This is a genomic window from Thermus sp. LT1-2-5, assembly GCF_040363165.1.
Classification (GTDB): domain Bacteria; phylum Deinococcota; class Deinococci; order Deinococcales; family Thermaceae; genus Thermus.
In genome coordinates this window covers 20,005-37,193 of sequence record NZ_BSRG01000009.1, presented here as the reverse complement: position 1 = coordinate 37,193, position 17,189 = coordinate 20,005, and the positions used below count along the sequence as shown (strand labels likewise).

The window sequence follows — 17,189 nt, the reverse complement described above, 5'->3', positions numbered from 1 at the left end:
CCGTGGCCTGGTACGAGGGCGCATTTTTCTATCAAATCTTCCCCGACCGCTTCTTTCGTGCAGGACCCCCGGGCAAACCCGCCCCCGCAGGGCCCCTGGAGCCCTGGGAAACCCCGCCCACCCTAAGGGGCTTCAAAGGGGGAACCCTTTGGGGGGTGGCGGAGAAGATCCCCTACCTGGTGGAGCTCGGGGTGGAGGCCATCTACCTCAACCCCATCTTCACCTCCACCGCCAACCACCGCTACCACACCGTGGACTATTTCCAGGTAGATCCCCTCCTGGGGGGGAACGCCGCGCTCCGCCACCTCCTGGAGGTGGCCCACGCCCACGGGATAAGGGTCATTCTGGACGGGGTCTTCAACCACACGGGCCGGGGCTTCTTCGCCTTCCAACACCTTTTGGAAAACGGGGAGCATAGCCCCTACCGGGACTGGTACCACGTACGGGGGTTCCCCTTAAACGCCTACGGCCCTAACCCCAACTATGAGGCTTGGTGGGGCAACCCCGAGCTCCCCAAGCTCAAGGTGGAAACCCCGGCGGTGCGGGAGTACCTCTTGTCCGTGGCCGAGTACTGGATCCGCTTTGGGGCCGATGGCTGGCGGCTGGACGTGCCCAACGAAATCCAGGACCCAGAGTTCTGGCGGGCCTTCCGCAGGCGGGTCAAGGGGGCGAACCCCGAGGCCTACCTGGTGGGGGAGATCTGGGAGGAGGCAGACTTTTGGCTCCAGGGGGACATGTTTGACGCCACCATGAACTACCCCTTGAGCAGGGCCGTTTTAGGCTTCGTGGGGGGGGAAGCCCTGGACCAGGAACTGGCGGGAAGAAGCGGCCTGGGCCGCATAGAACCCCTGCAAGCCCTGGCCTTTAGCCACCGCCTGGAAAACCTGTTTGCCCGCTACCGTCCCGAGGTGGTGCGGGCCCAGATGAACCTCCTCACCTCCCACGACACCCCCCGCCTGCTCACCCTCCTTAGGGGAAGCCTGGAGCGGGCCAAGCTCGCCCTTTCCCTCCTCTTCCTCCTCCCCGGCAACCCCACGGTCTACTACGGGGAGGAGATCGGCATGGAAGGCGGCCACGACCCGGAAAACCGGGGCGGCATGGTGTGGGCGGAAGCGGTTTGGAAAAGGCCCCTACGGGAGGCGGTGCGGCGGCTGGCCCGCCTGCGCCGGGAGCATCCTGAGCTGCGCACCGCCCCTTACGGGCGGGTCTACGCCGTGGACGGGCACCTGGCCTTCACCCGTGGGCCTTACCTGGTGGTGGTGAACGCCACCCCCGAGCCCTTCCGCCAGGACATTCCCCTGCACGGGGCTCTGCCCCGTGGGGCCCAGGCGGTGGACCTCCTCTCGGGCGCTCTTTGCGCCCCCAAGGGAGGACGGCTTTGCGGCCCCGAGCTCCCGCCTTTTTCCGTGGCGGTCTGGACCGAGGTTTAAAGGGCTTCCTCGAAGCGGAGGAGCCAAAGCTTTAGCCCCTCCTGCCCGGCGAAGCCCCCAAGCCGCCCATCCTGGTGGATGACCCGGTGGGCGGGCACCAGAAGGAAGAAGGGACAGGCCCGAAGCGCCGCCCCCACCGCCCGGGGGGAAAGCCCAAGCTCGCGGGCCAGGGCCCCGTAGCTCGTGGTCTTGCCGTAGGGGATGCGGCGCACCCTTTCGTAAAGGCGGGCCCGGGCCGGGGAAAGCCCGGTGTAGTCCAAGGGGATGTCCAGAAAGTCCGGGCGCTTCCCGGCAAAGTAGGCGGCAAGGCTTTCCTCCACTTTTTGCGCCAGGGGACCTCGCGCCTCCTTCCCCCGGGGAAAAAGGGCGGCCTCGAGGCGGACCACCCCCACGGGGGAAACCTCCAGCCAAAGGGGGCCTAGGGGGGTGGAAAGGAGCACCTAGGGCACCCCTGCCAAGAGAAGCTCGGAGAGGAAGGTGCCGGGGAAGTAGTGGCCCAGGATCTCCCGGTGGTCAAAGCCCGCCTCCGCCATCCCCTTGGCCCCCCACTGGGAAAGCCCCACCCCGTGCCCGGCCCCCCGGCCCACCGCCCAAAAGCCCTGGAACTCCGCCAGGGCCGAGGGGAGGCCCATGAGGCGGAGGAGGCGCTGGGCCTCTGGGCCTTGCACCTCCACCCCCATAAGGCGCACCCGCCAAGCCCGGCCCGAGGGGCTACGCTCCAACACCTGGGGGGCCTCCTCCCCTTTGGGGGTGTAGCCCAAGGCCCTGAGGGCCTGCTCCGCCGCCGCCTTGGACACGGAAACCCGCCAGGCGCTCTTGGGCCCCTTGGCGTAGGGGTCGGGCCGGGGGCGGAGGTAGGGGAGGGCCTTTTGGAACACCTCCTCGCTCCCTGCGGTCATGCCCCCGGAGTCGGCGTGGTACAGGGCGGAGATGGCCTTACCGCCGTAGCTTAGGACCTGGCCCCGGGTGGCGGACACCGCCTGGGCGTACTTGGGCTTCTCGGCGGCAAAGCCCAGATAGACCTGGCAAAGCTCGCTGGCGCAGAGGTCGTAGGGCGCCTTTGGGTTCAGGCGGTTCACGGCGAAGGTGCGGGCCAGGACCGCCTGGGCCTTCAAGGCCTCCAGGGGAAACCCCTCGGGCATCTCCCCGGGCAGAACCCCCAGGAGGTAGTCCTCCAGGAGGACCAGGTTGACCACGAGAAGCCTTCCCCCCTGGGCCAAAAGCCGCACCCCACCCCGGTAGGGGCGGCCCTCGAGGCTAAAGTAGGGCACCTCCAGGTCAAAGGAGGACCCAAGGCGCCCCTCCAGCACCACCCCTTCCCCGGCGGCCAAGGCGCGCACCTCCCCGGAAGGGAGGGTCAGGCGTACCGCCTGCCCCGGGGGCACCTCTTGGAGGAGGACCCGCAGGAGGAGGTCCTGCCCCTGCCCCCGGGTGGGGAAGAGGGCGAGCAGGGGAAGGAGCATAAGGGGCCAGAAGCGCACCATAGCCTTCCCCTCCATCCTAGCCCAAGACCAAGGTGGCCTTACCCTGGGGCGGGGCCTCCGCCAAGCGGGCCAAGGCCTCCGGGTGGCGCAGGGCGTACATGGCGAAGGGGTAAACCCGCTCCTGGGGCATCCCCAAGGGCAGGAGGTGGCGTTTAAGCCGGGCGAGGTGCCCCTTAAGCACCGCATCCTTGCCCATGCGAGCCCTAAGGAGCTTGCGCAAGAGCCTTTCCCCCTCCCCCGCAAGCCGCACCCGGAAGCGGCGGAAAGGGCGCTCCAGGGGGGGCTCCAGGGCCTTGGCCCGGGCCTGCAAGGCCTCCAGCCGGTCCAGAAGCTCCCGAAGCTCCTCCTCCAAGGAACGGTAGTCCTCCAAGACACCCCGGACCGCTTCCAAAAAGGCCTCCTCTCCCCGCTCCACAAAGGCCCAGGGGGACAGGCGGTAGTTTTCCAGTATGCGCCGGATAGGCGGTTCCAGAACCACGCCCTGAAGCCTCAGAAACAGGGCGGGCATGGGAAGGCCATAAAGGGCGTAGACCCGGGAAAGCTCCGCCACATAGCGGAACTCGTTGGGCCCCACCACAAAACCTGCCGTGGGCAGGACCAGGTCTTGGAAGACAGGCCTGAGCCCCGCAGCCGGGGTGAGGCGGGAGGGGTCTTGGCGCGCGAGCTCCCAGAGCTCCTTGGCCGTGTAGCGGCGCACCCCATCGGTGAAGGCCCCATCCTCGTAGAAGAGGAGGCGGCGGGCATCGGTTTCCAGAAAGAGGTTGGTGGCCCCGGGCTTGCGCCGTAAGGGGGGCTTCCCCCCTAGGGCCCGGATCCTTTCCGCCTCCCGGTTGATGGCCTCGGCGCTGGCCAGGGGGTCGGAAAGCTCCCGCTCCAAGGCCTCCAGGAAAAGGGGGGCAAGCTCCTCGGCCATGGGGTCAAAGGGGATGAGCCCTCGCTCCCCCAAAAAGGCCAGGAGGGTGCGGGCGAAGAACTCGGAAAGCGTCTTCCCCTCCAGGGCGTAAGCCACCCGCGGGTCCTTGGCCCAAGGCCCGAGGAAAGCCCTAAGGTCCTCCCGGTAGGCGGCCAAGGGGATGCGCCCTGCGGGCAAGGGGGGCAAGGGAAGGGAAAGGGTCCTCACCTCCTCGTCCAGGAGGAGGTGGAGGTGGCGCACCTCCTCCACGTCGTGGTCCTGGGAGGCCACCCAGAACACCGCACTCCCCCCTACCCCGTGCGCCAAGGCGAGGGCGGTGTGGGCCTTGTAGAAGGTGAGGGAAGGCCCGCCCAAAAGCCCCGCCTGTTGCCCCGTGACCACCGCCCCCCGGGCAAGCCCTTCCAAGGCGGCCAAGGGTTCTGGGGGCGCCCCTAGGCGCTTCAGGTAAGCCCTTAAAGCCTCGAGCAGGCCCGGGTGGGCCATCCGGCCCAGGCGTTCCTTCAGGGCCTCCTCCCCTTGGGGCAGGCCCAGGAGGCGGGCCAAGAGGGCGGTTTCCATGGCTTTAAAGCCTATAGCGCCTCGGCCAAGCGGGCAAGGGCTTCCTTGTCCTGAAGCTCCACCCGGCGGTAGCCCAGGTCCACCAAGCCCTTAAGGGCCCACTCCCCCAGGAGCTTGGTCACCGTTTCCCGGGTGGCCCCCACCATGTGGGCCAGGTCCTGGTGGGAAAGGGCCACCTCCCCTTCCCGGGCCAGATCCAAGAGGAGGCGGGCCAGGCGCTGGCCCACGGAAAGGTGGCGGGCTGCCCAAAGCTCCCGTTCCGTGGCCTTGAGCCTTCGGTACAGGGCCTTGAGGAAAAAGGCCTCCACTTCCGGAAAACGCCTTAGCGCCGCAAGCTCCTCGGCCTTGGCGAAGAGGAGCTCGGCGTAGGTGAGGGCCGTGGCCCCGGCGGTGCGCTGCCTCTCCCCCACCAAGGCCTCCTCCCCCAGAAGCCCCCCTGGCCCCACCACCCCCAGGCTGGCCGCCTCCCCGGTGGCCGAGCGGGGGCCCTCCAGCCAAAGAAGCCCTTCCCGCACCAGGTAGACCCCATCCACCCCATCCCCTAGGGCGTACAGGGTGGCCCCCCGCCGCACCCTGAGGGGCAGGAAGACCCGGGCCGCCTCCCGCCGGGCCTCGAGGGGAAGTTCCTGGAACATGCCCCGAGTCTACCGGAAAAGGGGCAAGGAGGAGGGCGGGATCAGCCCCCTGGCCTCCGCCAGGGAAAAGAGCCGCTCCACCGCCTTTTCCCCCTCCTCCCCCACGTCCAGGCTAAAGGGGTTCACATAGGTGCGCACGTGGGCCCAGATCACCTCCTCGGAAAGCTCCTGGGCGTGGGCCTTGAGGTAGGGAAGGGTTCTTTCGGGGTGGGCGAAGGCGTATTCCAGGCTCTGCCGCACCGCCTCGTCCAGGGCCCGGATGAGGTCCCCCCCCAGGTCCCGCCGGGCCAGGATGGCCCCCAGGGGGAGGGGTAGGCCCGTCTCGGCCTCCCACCACTCCCCCAGGTCCAGAAGTTTCACCAGGCCGTACTGGGGGTAGGTGAAGCGGCTTTCGTGGATGATGAGCCCCGCCTCCACCTCGCCTTGGGCCACCAGGGGCATGATCCGGTCGTAGCGCACCTCCACCGGGTGGAAACCCTGGGCGTAAAGGGAAAGGAGCAAAAAGGCGGTGGTGTTCCGCCCGGGGATGGCCACCCGAGCCCCTTCCAGGCTCTTTAACGGTTTCCTGGCCACCAGCAAGGGCCCTACCCCCCGACCCAAGGCCCCCCCGCTCCGCAGGGCCACATACCGCTCCCGCACCCGGCCGTAGGCGGCGTAGGAGAGCTTGGTGAGGGGAAGCCTTCCCTCTAGGGCCCAGCGGTTTAGGGTTTCCACGTCCTCCAAGACCGCTTCCACGGGCAAGGGGCTTGGCACCTCGCCGTGCACCAGGGCGTAGAAGATGAAGGTGTCGTTGGGGCAGGGGGAGTAGCCGAGCTTTAAGGCCTCCATGCCCCTTACTGTACCCCCTTGAGGGCCCGCTTGAAGAGTTCGGGGGCGAAGCCCTTAAGGGCCCGGAGAAAGCCCGTGGCCCCCCGGGCCCGCCCGGGGATGATGTGGACCGGGATGCCCAGGCGCTCCGCCTCCTGGCGCACCGGCTCGGAGAGGTCGTGCCCCACGTAGCTAGAGACGATCATGAGGCCGTGGGCCCGCTCCAAGCGGTTCAGGATGCGCTTTAGGGCCTCCTTCCCTACCCCGGCGCTATCCGCATCGAACCAGTCCACCTTGAGCCCCCGGCCTTCCAGGAAGGGCACCAGGCGGCTTCGGAGTTGCGTGTGCCCCCCCACCACCAAAAGGTGCTCCCCGTGGAAGCGAGGAAGCGCCTCCTCCAGAAGCTCCTCCCCGCTTTGGGGCAGGGGCTTGGCCTCTTCTCCCAAGGCCTCGAGGCCCCGGGCCACCGCCTTGAGCTCCTCCAGGTAGAGGAGGAGGCTTTCGTCGTGGGGTTTCAGGAAGAGCAGGTTCCTGAGAAGCTCCCGGGCAAGCTCTAGGTCCTTCTCCCGGTAGAGGGTCACCTCCAGGGCCTTCTGCCAGTACTCCGCCGCCTGGCGCCAGTTCCCCTGGGCCTCCTGGTGCTCCGCCAGGTCAAAGAGGACCTCCAGGGCCTGGGGATTTTGGCTCAGCTCCGCCTTTAACAGCGCCTCCGCCTCCCCCACCCGCCCCGAGGCGTAAAGGGCCGCCAGGTACTGCCCCCGCACCGCCTCCGCCTCCGGGCTTTCCCGGAAGGAGCGGGAAAGGCGGTAGGCCAAGGCCAAAAGCTCCAAGGGGGGCTCGGGGGTGCGGCCTAAGGCCTGGTAGAGGACGTGGAAGGCGGCCCAGGGGCCTTCTAGCCGTTCCAGGAGGGAAAGAAGCCCTTTTAGGTCCTCCTCCGCCACCTCGGCGAGGCCGGCGTCCCGGGCCCGGGAGAGGAGCTCCCGGGCCAAGACCTCCTCCCCCCCCGCCAGGGCCTCCTGGGCCAGGCGGAACAGGTAAGGGGCAGGGTAGGCCCTCAGGGCGTGGGCCCGTTTGTGGTCCCCCAGCACCTCCTTAAGGGGGCGCCGCAGGGCCCGCTTCACCTCCGCCAGGTGGTGGTACGCAAGCCCCGCCACCTCCCCCTCCCCGTGCCGGGCCGCCCGCTCCAAGAGGTAAAGGGCTTCGCGGTAGCGCCCTTCCCGCTCCCGCAATACGCCCAAAAGCAGGAGGGCTTCCGGGATCTCCGCCCGGGCCAAAGCCTCCGTGAGGTACGGCTCCACCCCCTTGAGGTCCTCCCCCTTATGGTCCAAGGGGGTGCGCAGGCGCAAGGCGGCCAAGGCCAGTCCCAAAAACCCCTCCGCCTCGTCCAGGTCCGCAAGCCGCCGTGCGTAGCGCTCCGCCCGGGCAAAGAGGCCCTGAAGAAGGGCCGCCCTCAGGCCCAGCCGGAGCATCTCCCGGGTGAGGAGGCCCGGGGAGAGGTCTTCCACGAACTCCGCCCGGCGGCTCACCTCCGCCCACTCCCCCTCCTTGGCGTAGCGGCGCATGCGCTCGGTGATGCGCTCCAGGGCCTCCCGCACGTACAGCTCTGCCTCGGGCAGGCCCGATTCCACGAACTGCCTCAAGGCGTCGGCGTACCGCCCCTGGGCCAGGTAAACCCGGCCCAAGGCCAAGCGGTACCGCCCGCCCCGCCCCGCCAAGGCCTCGAGGCGTCCCTGGGCCCGGGCGTACTCCCCAAGCTCCACCAACACCAAGGCCCTAAGGTCCTCCGCCTCCTCGGAAAGGGCCCGCCGCAAGGCCTCCTCCGCCTCGGCGAAGCGGGAGAGGGCGAAAAGGGCCTTCCCCCGAAGGTAGGCCGCCTCCCCCTCCACCCCCTCAGGTAGGAGGGAAAGGACCTCGGCGTACTGCCCCGCCTCCAAAAGCGCCCGCACCCGGGCCAGGTCAGGCCCTTGCGCCAAGGCCGCCACCGGCTCCAAGGCGGGCTCCTCCCAAAGGGCCTCCTCCGCCAGGACCTGGGCAAAGGCCTCGGGCCTGCGGGCAAGGACCAGGAAGTACTCCCCTTCCCCCACCCGCGCCACCTCCTGGAAGCCGAGCCGCCTCAGGCCCTCCTCCACCCCCTCGAGGCTTTTGCCCAAAAAGGGCCCGTGGCCGTAGACGAGAAGCCCCCCTGGCTTCAGAAGCCTAGCGAAAAGGGGCAGGCGCTCAAAGAAGGCGAAGCGCTTCCAAAAGGCCTCGGGCTCCAGGCGGCTCTCCAAGTCCTGGTCCACCAGCCCTTCGGGGAAGACGGAGAGGAGCAAAAGGGTGTCAAAGGGGGGGAGGTCCACCGCCTCCGCCCACCCCAGGTGCCACGCCACCTCGGGTACCCGCTTCCGCCCCAGGGCCACCGCCTCCTCCACCCCGTCCAGGGCGTTCCAGGAAAGCTCGGGCCGCTTCCTTTGCAGGTAGCCCACCAAGGCCCCCGTAAACGCCCCCACCTCCAAGACCCGCCCCTCCACCCGGGAAGGCACCTCCTTGGCGTAGAACTCCAAGAAGGGAAGGTGCATGCCGTAGACCAAGGCCTCCCCCTTGGGGACCTGGAGCACCTCCCGGTAGAAACTTCGCACCGCCTCCTTGCCCCCTCCGGCCAAGTAGGCGCGCCAGGCCTTGAGCACGGGCTCCCGCCGGGCGGGGCTTCCCACCCGCTTGGCCAGCTCCGCCTCAAAGCGCCCCGGGGAAACCGGGCCCAAGACGCCGAAGCGCTCCTTTAGGTAGAGCCTTAGCTCGTCGGGCATTTGCCGGGAGTGTACCAAATCGCCGGGGGGGCGGTAAAGCCGCCCCCCCGGGGTCTTTGGGCCCTAAGCGGGTACCTCCTTGCGGAAGAGGTCGACGTAGCGGCGCTTGGCCCGCATGGGGGCCCGGTGGTAGACGTAGGAGGCGAGAAGAGGAAAAGCCAAGGTGGCCTCAGCGAAGACCATCTGGGACAGGGCGGCGTCCACCTTGCCCCAGCTTTGCGCCTCGGAAAGGGTGGAGCCGGAAAGCCCCCCGTCCCGCTCGTCCGCCACGGTGATCTGGATGGCGTACTTGTGCATCTCCACCGAATGGCCTAGGACCTCAGCGGCCACCACGATGTCCTGGGCGAAGTTCTTAGGCACCCCACCCCCCAGCATCACCAGCCCCGTGGTGCCCGCCTTTAGCTTGATCTCCGTGAGCTCGCGGAAATCCGCCACGGAATCGATGCTCACGTGGGCCTTGGGGTTTTTCACCTGGTGGTAGACCAGGCCAAACCCAGCGGAGGAGTCGGAAAAGGCGGGGACGAAGATGGGCACCCCTTCCTCGTAGGCCGCCCGGACGATGCTGGTTTCCCCTAGGCCCCTTTCCGCCAGGTAGCGGCCCATGTGCCAGATGAACTCCCGGCTAGAGTAAGGGCGGGGCTCCAAACCCTCGGCGATCTCGGCGATGGTGTAGTCGGTGTGCCTTAGTTCTTCCTCGTCGATGTAGGTGTCGTAGATGCGGTCAATCCAAAGGCGGCGCAGGGTTTCGTCGTCGGCCTTGGGGTCCCCCTGGTAGTGGCGGTGGCCCAGGGCCTCGAAGAAGTCCTGGTCCACGATGTTGGCCCCGGTGGCCACGATGGCGTCCACCAGGCCCTTCCGGATCAGGTCGTGGATGATGAGCCCTTGGCCGGCGGAAACCAGGCTCCCCGCCAGGGTGAGGATGACGGCGGCGTCGTCTTGGAGCATCTTGAGGTAGATCTCCGCCGCCCGGTGGAGGTTCCTGGCCTGGAAGGCGGTTTTGCCCATAGCCTCGAGGATGGGCCCGGCATCAAAGGCCTTGATGTCTATGGGGACCACGGGCGTAGAGAGGAGGTCCTTCTTCTCCATGCTTCTCCTTTCTACGCGGGGTGGGCGTTGGGCGGCTCCCCCCCTTTCGCGCCCCCTGCCTTCTTGGGGCAGGACCTCAAGTATACCACCCCCCGGCGATGGAGGGGTAGACCTCCAAGGGACCCTCCACCTCCTCCTCGAGGCCTACCACCTTGTCCCCCACCGCCAAGAGCCAAACCTCCTCCAAGGGAACGCCCAGCTTCTCCAAGGCCTCCTTAGGGGTCTTGGCCTCCACCCGGAGGCGCTCGCCGTAGCGGCGCAGATCGCCGTGAAGGAGAACCTCCATTCGCCCACCTCCTGCAACAAGGACCTCACCGTGAAGAACCCGCAGGCCCAAGGCCTTGGGAGGTGGCCCTTGTCCCCGGTCACCACGCAGTCCCCTCGCCCCGCCAAAGCGAGGCCCAAGAGGAGGTCGTCATCGGGGTCCGGGGAAAGGCCAGGCGGCAGAGCGCTTCCTCTTCGGTAAACCCCTGGGAAGCGGCCGTAGCCCTCAGCTCCCGCACCCCCTGGGCCAGGACCTTCCGTTCTTCCTGCGCCAGAAGGCTCAAAAGCGCCTTGCGCCAACCCCGTTCCCTGGCACGGCGGAAGCGCCCCAAAGCCCCGGCCACCTCCTCAAGCAACGCTCCTCATCCTCCAGGGTAGCATCCTAGTACCCCTCCCGCACCACGTTCCAAAGAGGCTCCCCCCTCAGGTAGCGCCCCACCTGCTCCGCCAAAAAGCGGGCCGCCCGTGGGGTAAACCCCTCCGAAACCCCGGCCACATGGGGGGTTATGACCACCCCCTTGGCCCGCCAGAGGGGATGGTCCTCCGGCAAGGGTTCGGGATCGGTGACGTCCAAAACGGCCCGCACCCTCCCCTCTTCCAAGGCCATAAGAAGGGCCTCCGTGTCCACCAGCGCCCCCCGGCCGGCGTTCACCAAAAGGGCCCCCGGCTTCATCCGGGCGAGGAAATCCCGGTCCACCATCCTCCTGGTTTCCGGGGTTAGGGGGAGGAGGAGGACCACGGCGTCCGCCTGGGGCAGGAGGTGGGGAAGGTCCTGAGGGGTGTAGACCCCGGGGCGGGCGTGGCGGGCCACGGGGAGAAGCTCCACCCCGAAGGGCTTAAGCCTTTCCGCCACCGACCTGCCGATGGCGCCGTAGCCTAGGAGGAGGACGGTTTTGCCCTCCAGGTCCAAAAGCCTTTTGGGAGCCCAGCGCCTTTCCTTTTGCGCCTCAAGAAAGCCCGGCAGGTCCTTGAGAAGGGCGAGGAGGGCCATCACCACCCACTCCGCCACGGGCGCATCGTGGATGCCGGAGCCGTCGCAAAGCACCACCCCTTGCGGGACCAGGGGCAGGATCCAGTCCACCCCGGCGGAGAGGGTCTGCACCACCTTCACCTCCACCTCCGCCAGCACCTTCCGCACCACCTCCTCCTGGCCGAAGGGGGGAAGGAAGAACTCCGCACTCTTGGGCCAAGGCTCGTCCAAAAAGCGCACCTCCACCCCCTCGGGCAAGAGGGCGAAGACCTCCTCCCTAAGCCTCGGGGCCAAAATCCTCACGGCGCACCTCCATGTACACGTCCTCCTTCCCTTGGGGCCCGGGGCCCAGGCCCACCTCGCGGAAGCCCGCCTTCTGAAAGGCCCTTCGGGCCCGGAGGTTGTGGGCGAAGGTGCGGAGCTTCACCCGCTTGAGCCCCAGCTCGTTAAAGGCGTAGGCCAAGGCCGCCCGCACCGCCTCCGTGCCGTAGCCTTGGCCCCAGCGTTCCTTTTTGCCGATGAGGATGCCCAAGGTGGCCTCTTCCGGGGTGAGGTCGTAAAGCTCCACGGTGCCCAAATACTCCCCCTCCTCGTCCAGGATGGCGAAGGCCACCCGGTCCTTGCGCCGCATTTCCGCCTGGACGAAGCGCTTGAAAAGCCAAAAGGGAGAGCGCAAGGGGCTAGAGCCGTTCCACTCCGCCACCTCGGGATCGCGGAAGGTCTCGTAGAGGCCTTTCCACTCCGCCTCGCTCAGCCCCGCGCTAAAGGGCTTCAGGGTAACGCGGCCAAAGCGGGGCCAGTCCACAAGGGATAGCCTAGCGCAACGCCCCTAGGGGTAAAGCCCCCTTAGGGCGCGGGCCTCGAGGACCCGGGTGGCGGCCACCACATACGCGGCGGTGCGCAAGGGGATCTTCTTCTCCTGGCTCACCTGCCACACCGCCTCGAAGGCACTCCTTAGGACCCGCTCCAGCCGCTGGTTGATCTCCTCCTCCGTCCAGAAGTAGGAGTTGAAATCCTGCACCCACTCAAAGTAGCTCACCGTGACCCCGCCGGCGTTGGCGATGACGTCCGGCACCACCAGCACCCCCTTCTCCTGCAGGATGTCGTCCGCAGCGGGGGTGGTGGGGCCATTGGCCCCCTCGGCGATGATCTTGGCCTGGATACGCCAGGCGTTCTGCTCCGTGATCTGCTTTTCCAGGGCGGCGGGAATGAGGAAGTCCGTGGGCACCGCCCAGAACTCGGGATTGGGCAAAGGCTCCGCCTTGGGGTAGCCCCGCACCCCCCCGTACTCCCCCACATGGCGGAGGAGGTCGTAGGGGTCAATCCCCGCCTCGTTGTAGATGGTGCCCGTGTGATCCTGCACGGCGATGACCCGGGCCCCGTGGTCGTGGAAGATGCGGGCGGCGGCGTTCCCCACGTTGCCGAAGCCCTGCAAGGTGACCCGGCTTCCTTCCACGGCAAGCCCGATCTTCTCCGCTGCCGCCGCCGCGGTGACGAAGACCCCCCGGCCCGTGGCGTCCCGCCGCCCCAAAGACCCCCCCAGGGCGATGGGCTTCCCCGTCACCACCCCGGGTACGGTGCGGCCCACGTTCATGGAGAAGGTGTCCATCATCCAGGCCATCTCCCGCTCCCCGGTGTTCACGTCGGGGGCCGGGATATCCCGATCGGGCCCCAGGAGGATGCCGATCTCCGAGGTGTAGCGGCGGGTGAGGCGCTCCAGCTCGTGGGAGGAAAGCTTCTTGGGGTCCACCCGGATCCCCCCCTTGCCCCCGCCGTAGGGCAGGCCCACGGCGGCGTTCTTGATGGTCATCCAGGCCGCCAGGGCCATGACCTCGGAAAGGGTGACCTCAGGGTGGTAGCGCACCCCGCCCTTGGCCGGCCCCCGGGCGGTGTTGTGGTGGACGCGGTAGCCCTCAAAGTGGGCCACGGTGCCGTCGTCCAGGTGGATGGGCACGTCCACGATCAAGACCCGCTTGGGCCGCTTTAGGCTCTCCGCCAAGGGGGCGTAGCGCCCCAGGTAGGGGACCACCCGGTCCACCTGTTCGGTAAAAATCTCCCAAGGACCGCCGTCTTTGCCCAGGTAGGAAAGGGGTTCGCTCTTCATAGCCGCCTCTTCTTAGGGGTACACACCGCGAAGCCGCGTGGCCTCGTTCACCCGCTCCAACGCCAGCACCAAGGCTCCGGTGCGGAGGTCCAAAGAAAGCTCCTCGGCCTTGGCGCACACCTCCGCCACCGTCTTGGCCACGCTTTTGGCGAAGCTGGCTCGCACTTCCTCCGCGCTCCAGAAGAACATGTTTAGGTCCTGTACCCACTCCAAATAGCTCGCCAGAAGCCCCCCGCCCCCGGTGAGGAGGTCAGGCACCACCAAGACCCCCTTGCCCAGGAGATAGGCCTCGGCCTCGGCGGTAAGGCCAAAGTTAGCCGCCTCCATAACCACCTGGGCCTGCACCTGCTTGGCCTTCTCCCCATCCAAGGCCCCCTCCAAAGCAGCCAGGACCAGGTAGTCCACGGGCAGGGCGAAGAGCTCCTCCGAAGGCAGGTTGTACTCGGGAAGCTCCCCTTTAGCCTCGTGGTGGGCCAGGAGCTCGACCACGGGAAGCCCTTCTTCCCGGTAAACCGCCCCCCGGCTTGTGGAAACCGCCACCACCTTCAGGCCCAGGCCCTCGGCGTGGAGGGCGAAGCTTCCCCCCACCTGGCCGAAGCCCTGCACCGCCACCCTCGCCCCCCTTAAAGGCAGGCCCTGCCTTTTGGCAAGCTCCGCCAGGACCAGGGCCACGCCAAGCCCGGCGGCATCGTCCCGCCCCTCGGTACCCCCGAGGGCGTGGGGTTTCCCCGTGACCACCCCGGGCACGGTGGAGCCCACGGTCATGGAGTAGGTGTCCATGATCCAGGCCATCACCTGTTGGTCCGTCCCCACATCAGGGCCCAGGATGTCCATGTCCGGGCCGATGAGGGTGACCAGCTCGGCGGTGTAGCGGCGCACCAAGCGTTCCAACTCCCTCCGGGAAAGGAGCTTGGGGTCCACCGCCACCCCTCCCGCCGCCCCGCCGAAGGGCAGATCGTAGACCGCCGCTTTCAGGGTCATCCAAGCGGCCAAGCCTGCGGTCTGGCCCAGGGTGACCTTGGGGTGGAGGCGTACCCCCCCTTTAGCGGGCCCCCGGGCGATGTCGTGCACCACCCGGTAGCCCTGGAACACCCGCACCTTGCCATCGTCCATCACCACGGGCAAGGAAACCGTTACCAGGCGCTTGGGGTGGGCCAGGTACTCCAAGGTGGTGGGGTGGACAGCGGCCACCTTCAGGGTCTTTTCTAACCGCTCCAGGAAGGCCTCCCAGAGGCCGGGGTCCTCGGGAGGGCGGTACGCGGGCAGGCTCATAGCATCACCTGGGGGGATTATACCCCGCTCCTTAGGGACAAACCGCCCTCTAGGAAAGCCGCTCCGCCTCCTTGAGGGCGAGCGCCTTCAGGGCCTCCTTGTAGGGGCTATCGGGCAGGGGCAGAAGGGCCAGGGCCGCTTCCTCCGCCCGGGCGCGGATCCGCCTTTCCACCTCCGCCGCCACCCCGCTTTCCCAAGCCCAGGCCCGAAGCCGCTCCAGGTCTCCCTCTTCCCGCCCCTTGCGCTTCAGGATCTCCCGCACCTCGGGAAAGCGCTCCATGAGGAGCAGGGTGATGAGGGTGGCCTTTCCCTCCCGCACGTCCCCGCCCACGGGCTTGCCCAAGGTCTCGGGGGTACCCATGAGGTCCAGGTAATCGTCCCGCATCTGGAAGGCCTGGCCGTAGAGGAGGCCGAAGCGGTACAAGGCCTCCCGCACCTCCTCCCCCTCCTCCCGCAAAAGGGCGGGCCCCTCGGTGCAGAGGGCCATCAAAACAGCGGTCTTGGCGGTGATGATGCGCTCGTAATTTTCCAGGGAGTAGTCCTCCAGGGCCGCCACCTGGAACTGCAAAACCTCCCCCTCGGAGAGGGTCTTGGCCACCTCGGCGAAGCGCTCCACCAGCTCCATGCGCCCCGTCTTGGCGATAACGAAGAGGAGCCGGGACAGGAGGAAGTCTCCCGAGAGCACGGAAACGGCGTTGCCGTAGCGGCGGAAGGCCGCCTGTTTGCCCCGGCGCGTTTCCGCATCGTCAATCAGGTCGTCGTGGAGGAGGGTGGCGGAGTGGAGGAGCTCCACGGCCAAGGCCAGCTCCAGCTCAAAAGGTGCCCCGCCCAAGGCCCTCGAGGCCAAAAAGACCAGCCGGGGGCGGATGCGTTTGCCCCCGGCGGTCACCAGATCCTGGTGGATGAGGCGGATAAAAAGGACCTCGGACTGCACCAGCTCGGAAAGGGCTTCCTCAAAGCGGAGGAGGGGGGCCTCGAGGGCCTCGTGAACCGTCACGCCCCCCAGTATAGGCCTAGTAGAGCTCTATAGGTGCGGGCAGGGGCACCACCTTGGACTGGCCATTGGCAGAAGTGGTGCGGTACTTCACCGCCTGCTTGGGCGAGAGGCGAGTATCAGATTTTTTCTCGTAGGTGCGGGTGTAAGGCCCACACGGATCCACGCTAGAGGGTGGGCAAGCCTGGGGGATCAGGAAAGGAGCGTCCAAGGGATTGTCCTGGGCATCCAGGAGGATCACACTTCCCGCTCCAGAGCCGGGCAAAGCGTACAGGACGATCTCGTAGCGATAGGTGTATGTGGGGTTGTTATTCTGGTCGATTTCCGTGGAAAAAGAAAAGTTTTCCCGCGATACCAAAACCGTGGGGCCACCAAAGATGATCCCCCCTTCCAAAAAGTTGCTGCATCCGGGGACAAGCAAAGCCAAAGCACCCAATAACCCAACCAGAAGAAGGCGCTTCCCTTTCATCCCATCATCTCCTCTCTCCACTTAGGGTTCAGTATAGAGAAGGTAAGCCGCGATAGGCCCGCCAAGAAGTCCACGTTCTCCACCGCCACCTCCTTGGGCACCTCGAGGACCGCGGGGGCAAAGTTGAGGATGCCCTTGATCCCGGCCGCCACCAGGCGGTCTGCCGCCTCCTGGGCCGCCTCCCGAGGAACGGTGAGGAGGGCGATCTCTATGCGCCCCGGCACCCTTTCGGGAAGGCGGTCTATGTGCTCCACCACCCCCTTACCCACGGGGCGGCCCACCTTCTCTGGGTCCACGTCAAAGAAGCCCCGGAGCTCAAAGCTTTCCCCAAACCCCGGGTAGTCGGCCAGGGCGCTTCCCAAACGGCCCATGCCCACGATGCAAAGCCCCCAGCGGCGGTTTAGGCCCAGGATGTGCCTGAGCTCCCGCTTTAAGACAGGCACCGTGTACCCCACGCCCCGGGTGCCGTAGGAGCCGAAGTAGGAAAGGTCCTTGCGCACCTGGAAGGCGGTGACCTGGGCCAGCTCGGCCAGCTGCTCGGAGCTGGTGCGGTGGACCCCCTTGGCCTCCAGCTCCTCCAGGATGCGCAAGTAGGTGACCAAGCGGATGATGGCGGCGCTCGGAACCTTCATCGCACCTCCAACGCCTCAAGGCCCAAGGCCTCCACCTTGGCCCTCACCGCCTCTTTCTCCCCTTCCGCCACCGGGCCCACCCGCACCCGGTAGACGCCGTCTTTGACCAGGACCACCGGCAACCCCAGTTCCTTGAGCTTCCCGGCCAGGGCCAAGGCGTTTTCCTCCCTTTGGAAAGCCCCCACCTGCAGATACACCTGGCCAGCGGCGGGGGGCGCCCCTCCCTGGCCCCGGTAAACCTGGGCCCCGTAGGAGGCCAGGGCCCGGGCCACCTGGGCCGCTTCCTCCTCCGTGGCGTAGGGGCCCACCACCACCCGGGTGAGGTTGCCTGCGGCCTCGAGGCGGGCCGGGTACCCCTTAGCCTTCAGCTCCCGCTCCAGCCTGAGGGCGTTTTCCGGGTTGGCGAAAGCCCCCACCCCCACCCGGTAGGCCCCGGTGGGCGCAGGGGGAGGCGCCGCGGAAGCCCCTCGTTCCCCTCCCCCTTGGACCGCTTGGCCCGGCTTAGCCTCCAGCGGGCGTTGTTCCCCCGCCGGAGCCTCGGGAGCCTTGGGAAGGGGGATCACAGTAACCACGGGCTCGACGGGAGTGGGCGGAGGAGTTGGGGAAGGAGCCGGGGTAGGAGCGGGCGCCGCCGAGGGGCTTGGCGCGGGGGAGGGAACCACCCCCTGGGAAGCGGGACGGGAAAAGGGATTGATGCCCGTGAGGTATAGGACAATCCCCGCTGCCACCAAGGCGATGAGGAGGAAGATGAAAAGGTCCAGCCAGTTCTCCCTAAGCCAGCGCAT

Annotated in this window: 17 protein-coding genes and 1 pseudogene; 1 reads left to right on the top strand and 17 read right to left on the bottom strand. The window is 67.5% G+C overall.

What is annotated here, in order from left to right; translation table 11 throughout:
* Positions 1-2: 2 nt before the first annotated feature.
* Positions 3-1,430 (top strand): alpha-amylase family glycosyl hydrolase, encoded by a 1,428-nt coding sequence (locus ABXG85_RS09055; protein ID WP_353513382.1) that lies wholly within the window; start codon positions 3-5, stop codon positions 1,428-1,430.
* Here ABXG85_RS09055 and ABXG85_RS09050 read toward each other — a convergent pair.
* The 17 genes and pseudogenes from ABXG85_RS09050 to ABXG85_RS08970 form a co-directional block, all read right to left on the bottom strand.
* Complete coding sequence (locus ABXG85_RS09050; RefSeq protein WP_353513381.1) at positions 1,427-1,870, bottom strand: methylated-DNA--[protein]-cysteine S-methyltransferase; 444 nt, start codon at positions 1,868-1,870, stop codon at positions 1,427-1,429. The two genes, ABXG85_RS09055 and ABXG85_RS09050, sit on opposite strands and share 4 nt — an antisense overlap.
* Entirely contained in the window at positions 1,871-2,914 is a 1,044-nt protein-coding gene (locus ABXG85_RS09045; RefSeq protein ID WP_486401646.1) for a SpoIID/LytB domain-containing protein, read from the bottom strand.
* 16 nt (positions 2,915-2,930) lie between these two features.
* Positions 2,931-4,385: a bacillithiol biosynthesis cysteine-adding enzyme BshC gene (bshC, locus tag ABXG85_RS09040; RefSeq protein WP_353513380.1), complete on the bottom strand. Its 1,455-nt coding sequence runs from the start codon at positions 4,383-4,385 to the stop codon at positions 2,931-2,933.
* Between the two features lie 11 nt (positions 4,386-4,396).
* The gene (locus ABXG85_RS09035) at positions 4,397-5,020 is read right to left on the bottom strand and encodes a Crp/Fnr family transcriptional regulator (protein WP_353513379.1); all 624 of its coding nucleotides are present in this window, start codon (positions 5,018-5,020) and stop codon (positions 4,397-4,399) included.
* Positions 5,021-5,029: 9 nt separating this feature from the next.
* Complete coding sequence (locus ABXG85_RS09030) at positions 5,030-5,848, bottom strand: menaquinone biosynthesis family protein (protein WP_353513378.1); 819 nt, start codon at positions 5,846-5,848, stop codon at positions 5,030-5,032.
* A gap of 5 nt (positions 5,849-5,853) precedes the next feature.
* On the bottom strand, positions 5,854-8,613 hold the full coding sequence (locus ABXG85_RS09025) for a tetratricopeptide repeat protein (RefSeq protein WP_353513377.1): 2,760 nt from the start codon (positions 8,611-8,613) through the stop codon (positions 5,854-5,856).
* 63 nt (positions 8,614-8,676) lie between these two features.
* Positions 8,677-9,699: a 1,9-bis(guanidino)-5-aza-nonane synthase gene (locus ABXG85_RS09020; protein WP_353513408.1), complete on the bottom strand. Its 1,023-nt coding sequence runs from the start codon at positions 9,697-9,699 to the stop codon at positions 8,677-8,679.
* Positions 9,700-9,765: 66 nt separating this feature from the next.
* Positions 9,766-9,985: pseudogene (locus ABXG85_RS09015) on the bottom strand (hypothetical protein); the annotation flags it as partial.
* 79 nt (positions 9,986-10,064) lie between these two features.
* Positions 10,065-10,319 carry a hypothetical protein gene (locus ABXG85_RS09010; protein WP_353513376.1) on the bottom strand — a complete coding sequence of 85 codons (255 nt, stop codon included), beginning with the start codon at positions 10,317-10,319 and terminating at the stop codon, positions 10,065-10,067.
* Between the two features lie 26 nt (positions 10,320-10,345).
* On the bottom strand, positions 10,346-11,236 hold the full coding sequence (locus ABXG85_RS09005; protein ID WP_353513375.1) for a 2-hydroxyacid dehydrogenase: 891 nt from the start codon (positions 11,234-11,236) through the stop codon (positions 10,346-10,348).
* Entirely contained in the window at positions 11,211-11,738 is a 528-nt protein-coding gene (locus ABXG85_RS09000) for a GNAT family N-acetyltransferase (protein ID WP_353513374.1), read from the bottom strand. Before ABXG85_RS09000 ends, ABXG85_RS09005 begins: the two co-directional genes overlap by 26 nt.
* A 24-nt stretch (positions 11,739-11,762) precedes the next feature.
* Complete coding sequence (locus ABXG85_RS08995) at positions 11,763-13,037, bottom strand: Glu/Leu/Phe/Val family dehydrogenase (protein WP_353513373.1); 1,275 nt, start codon at positions 13,035-13,037, stop codon at positions 11,763-11,765.
* A 12-nt stretch (positions 13,038-13,049) separates the two neighbouring features.
* Positions 13,050-14,309: a Glu/Leu/Phe/Val family dehydrogenase gene (locus ABXG85_RS08990; RefSeq protein ID WP_353513372.1), complete on the bottom strand. Its 1,260-nt coding sequence runs from the start codon at positions 14,307-14,309 to the stop codon at positions 13,050-13,052.
* A 49-nt stretch (positions 14,310-14,358) separates the two neighbouring features.
* Positions 14,359-15,306, bottom strand: coding sequence for a polyprenyl synthetase family protein (locus ABXG85_RS08985; protein WP_353513371.1), 948 nt, complete (start codon positions 15,304-15,306; stop codon positions 14,359-14,361).
* Positions 15,307-15,322: 16 nt separating this feature from the next.
* A complete protein-coding gene (locus ABXG85_RS08980; protein ID WP_353513370.1) occupies positions 15,323-15,544 on the bottom strand; it encodes a hypothetical protein in 222 nt (73 codons plus the stop codon).
* A gap of 224 nt (positions 15,545-15,768) precedes the next feature.
* Entirely contained in the window at positions 15,769-16,404 is a 636-nt protein-coding gene (locus tag ABXG85_RS08975; RefSeq protein ID WP_071677275.1) for a redox-sensing transcriptional repressor Rex, read from the bottom strand.
* The gene (locus ABXG85_RS08970) at positions 16,401-17,189 is read right to left on the bottom strand and encodes an SPOR domain-containing protein (RefSeq protein ID WP_353513369.1); all 789 of its coding nucleotides are present in this window, start codon (positions 17,187-17,189) and stop codon (positions 16,401-16,403) included. Before ABXG85_RS08970 ends, ABXG85_RS08975 begins: the two co-directional genes overlap by 4 nt.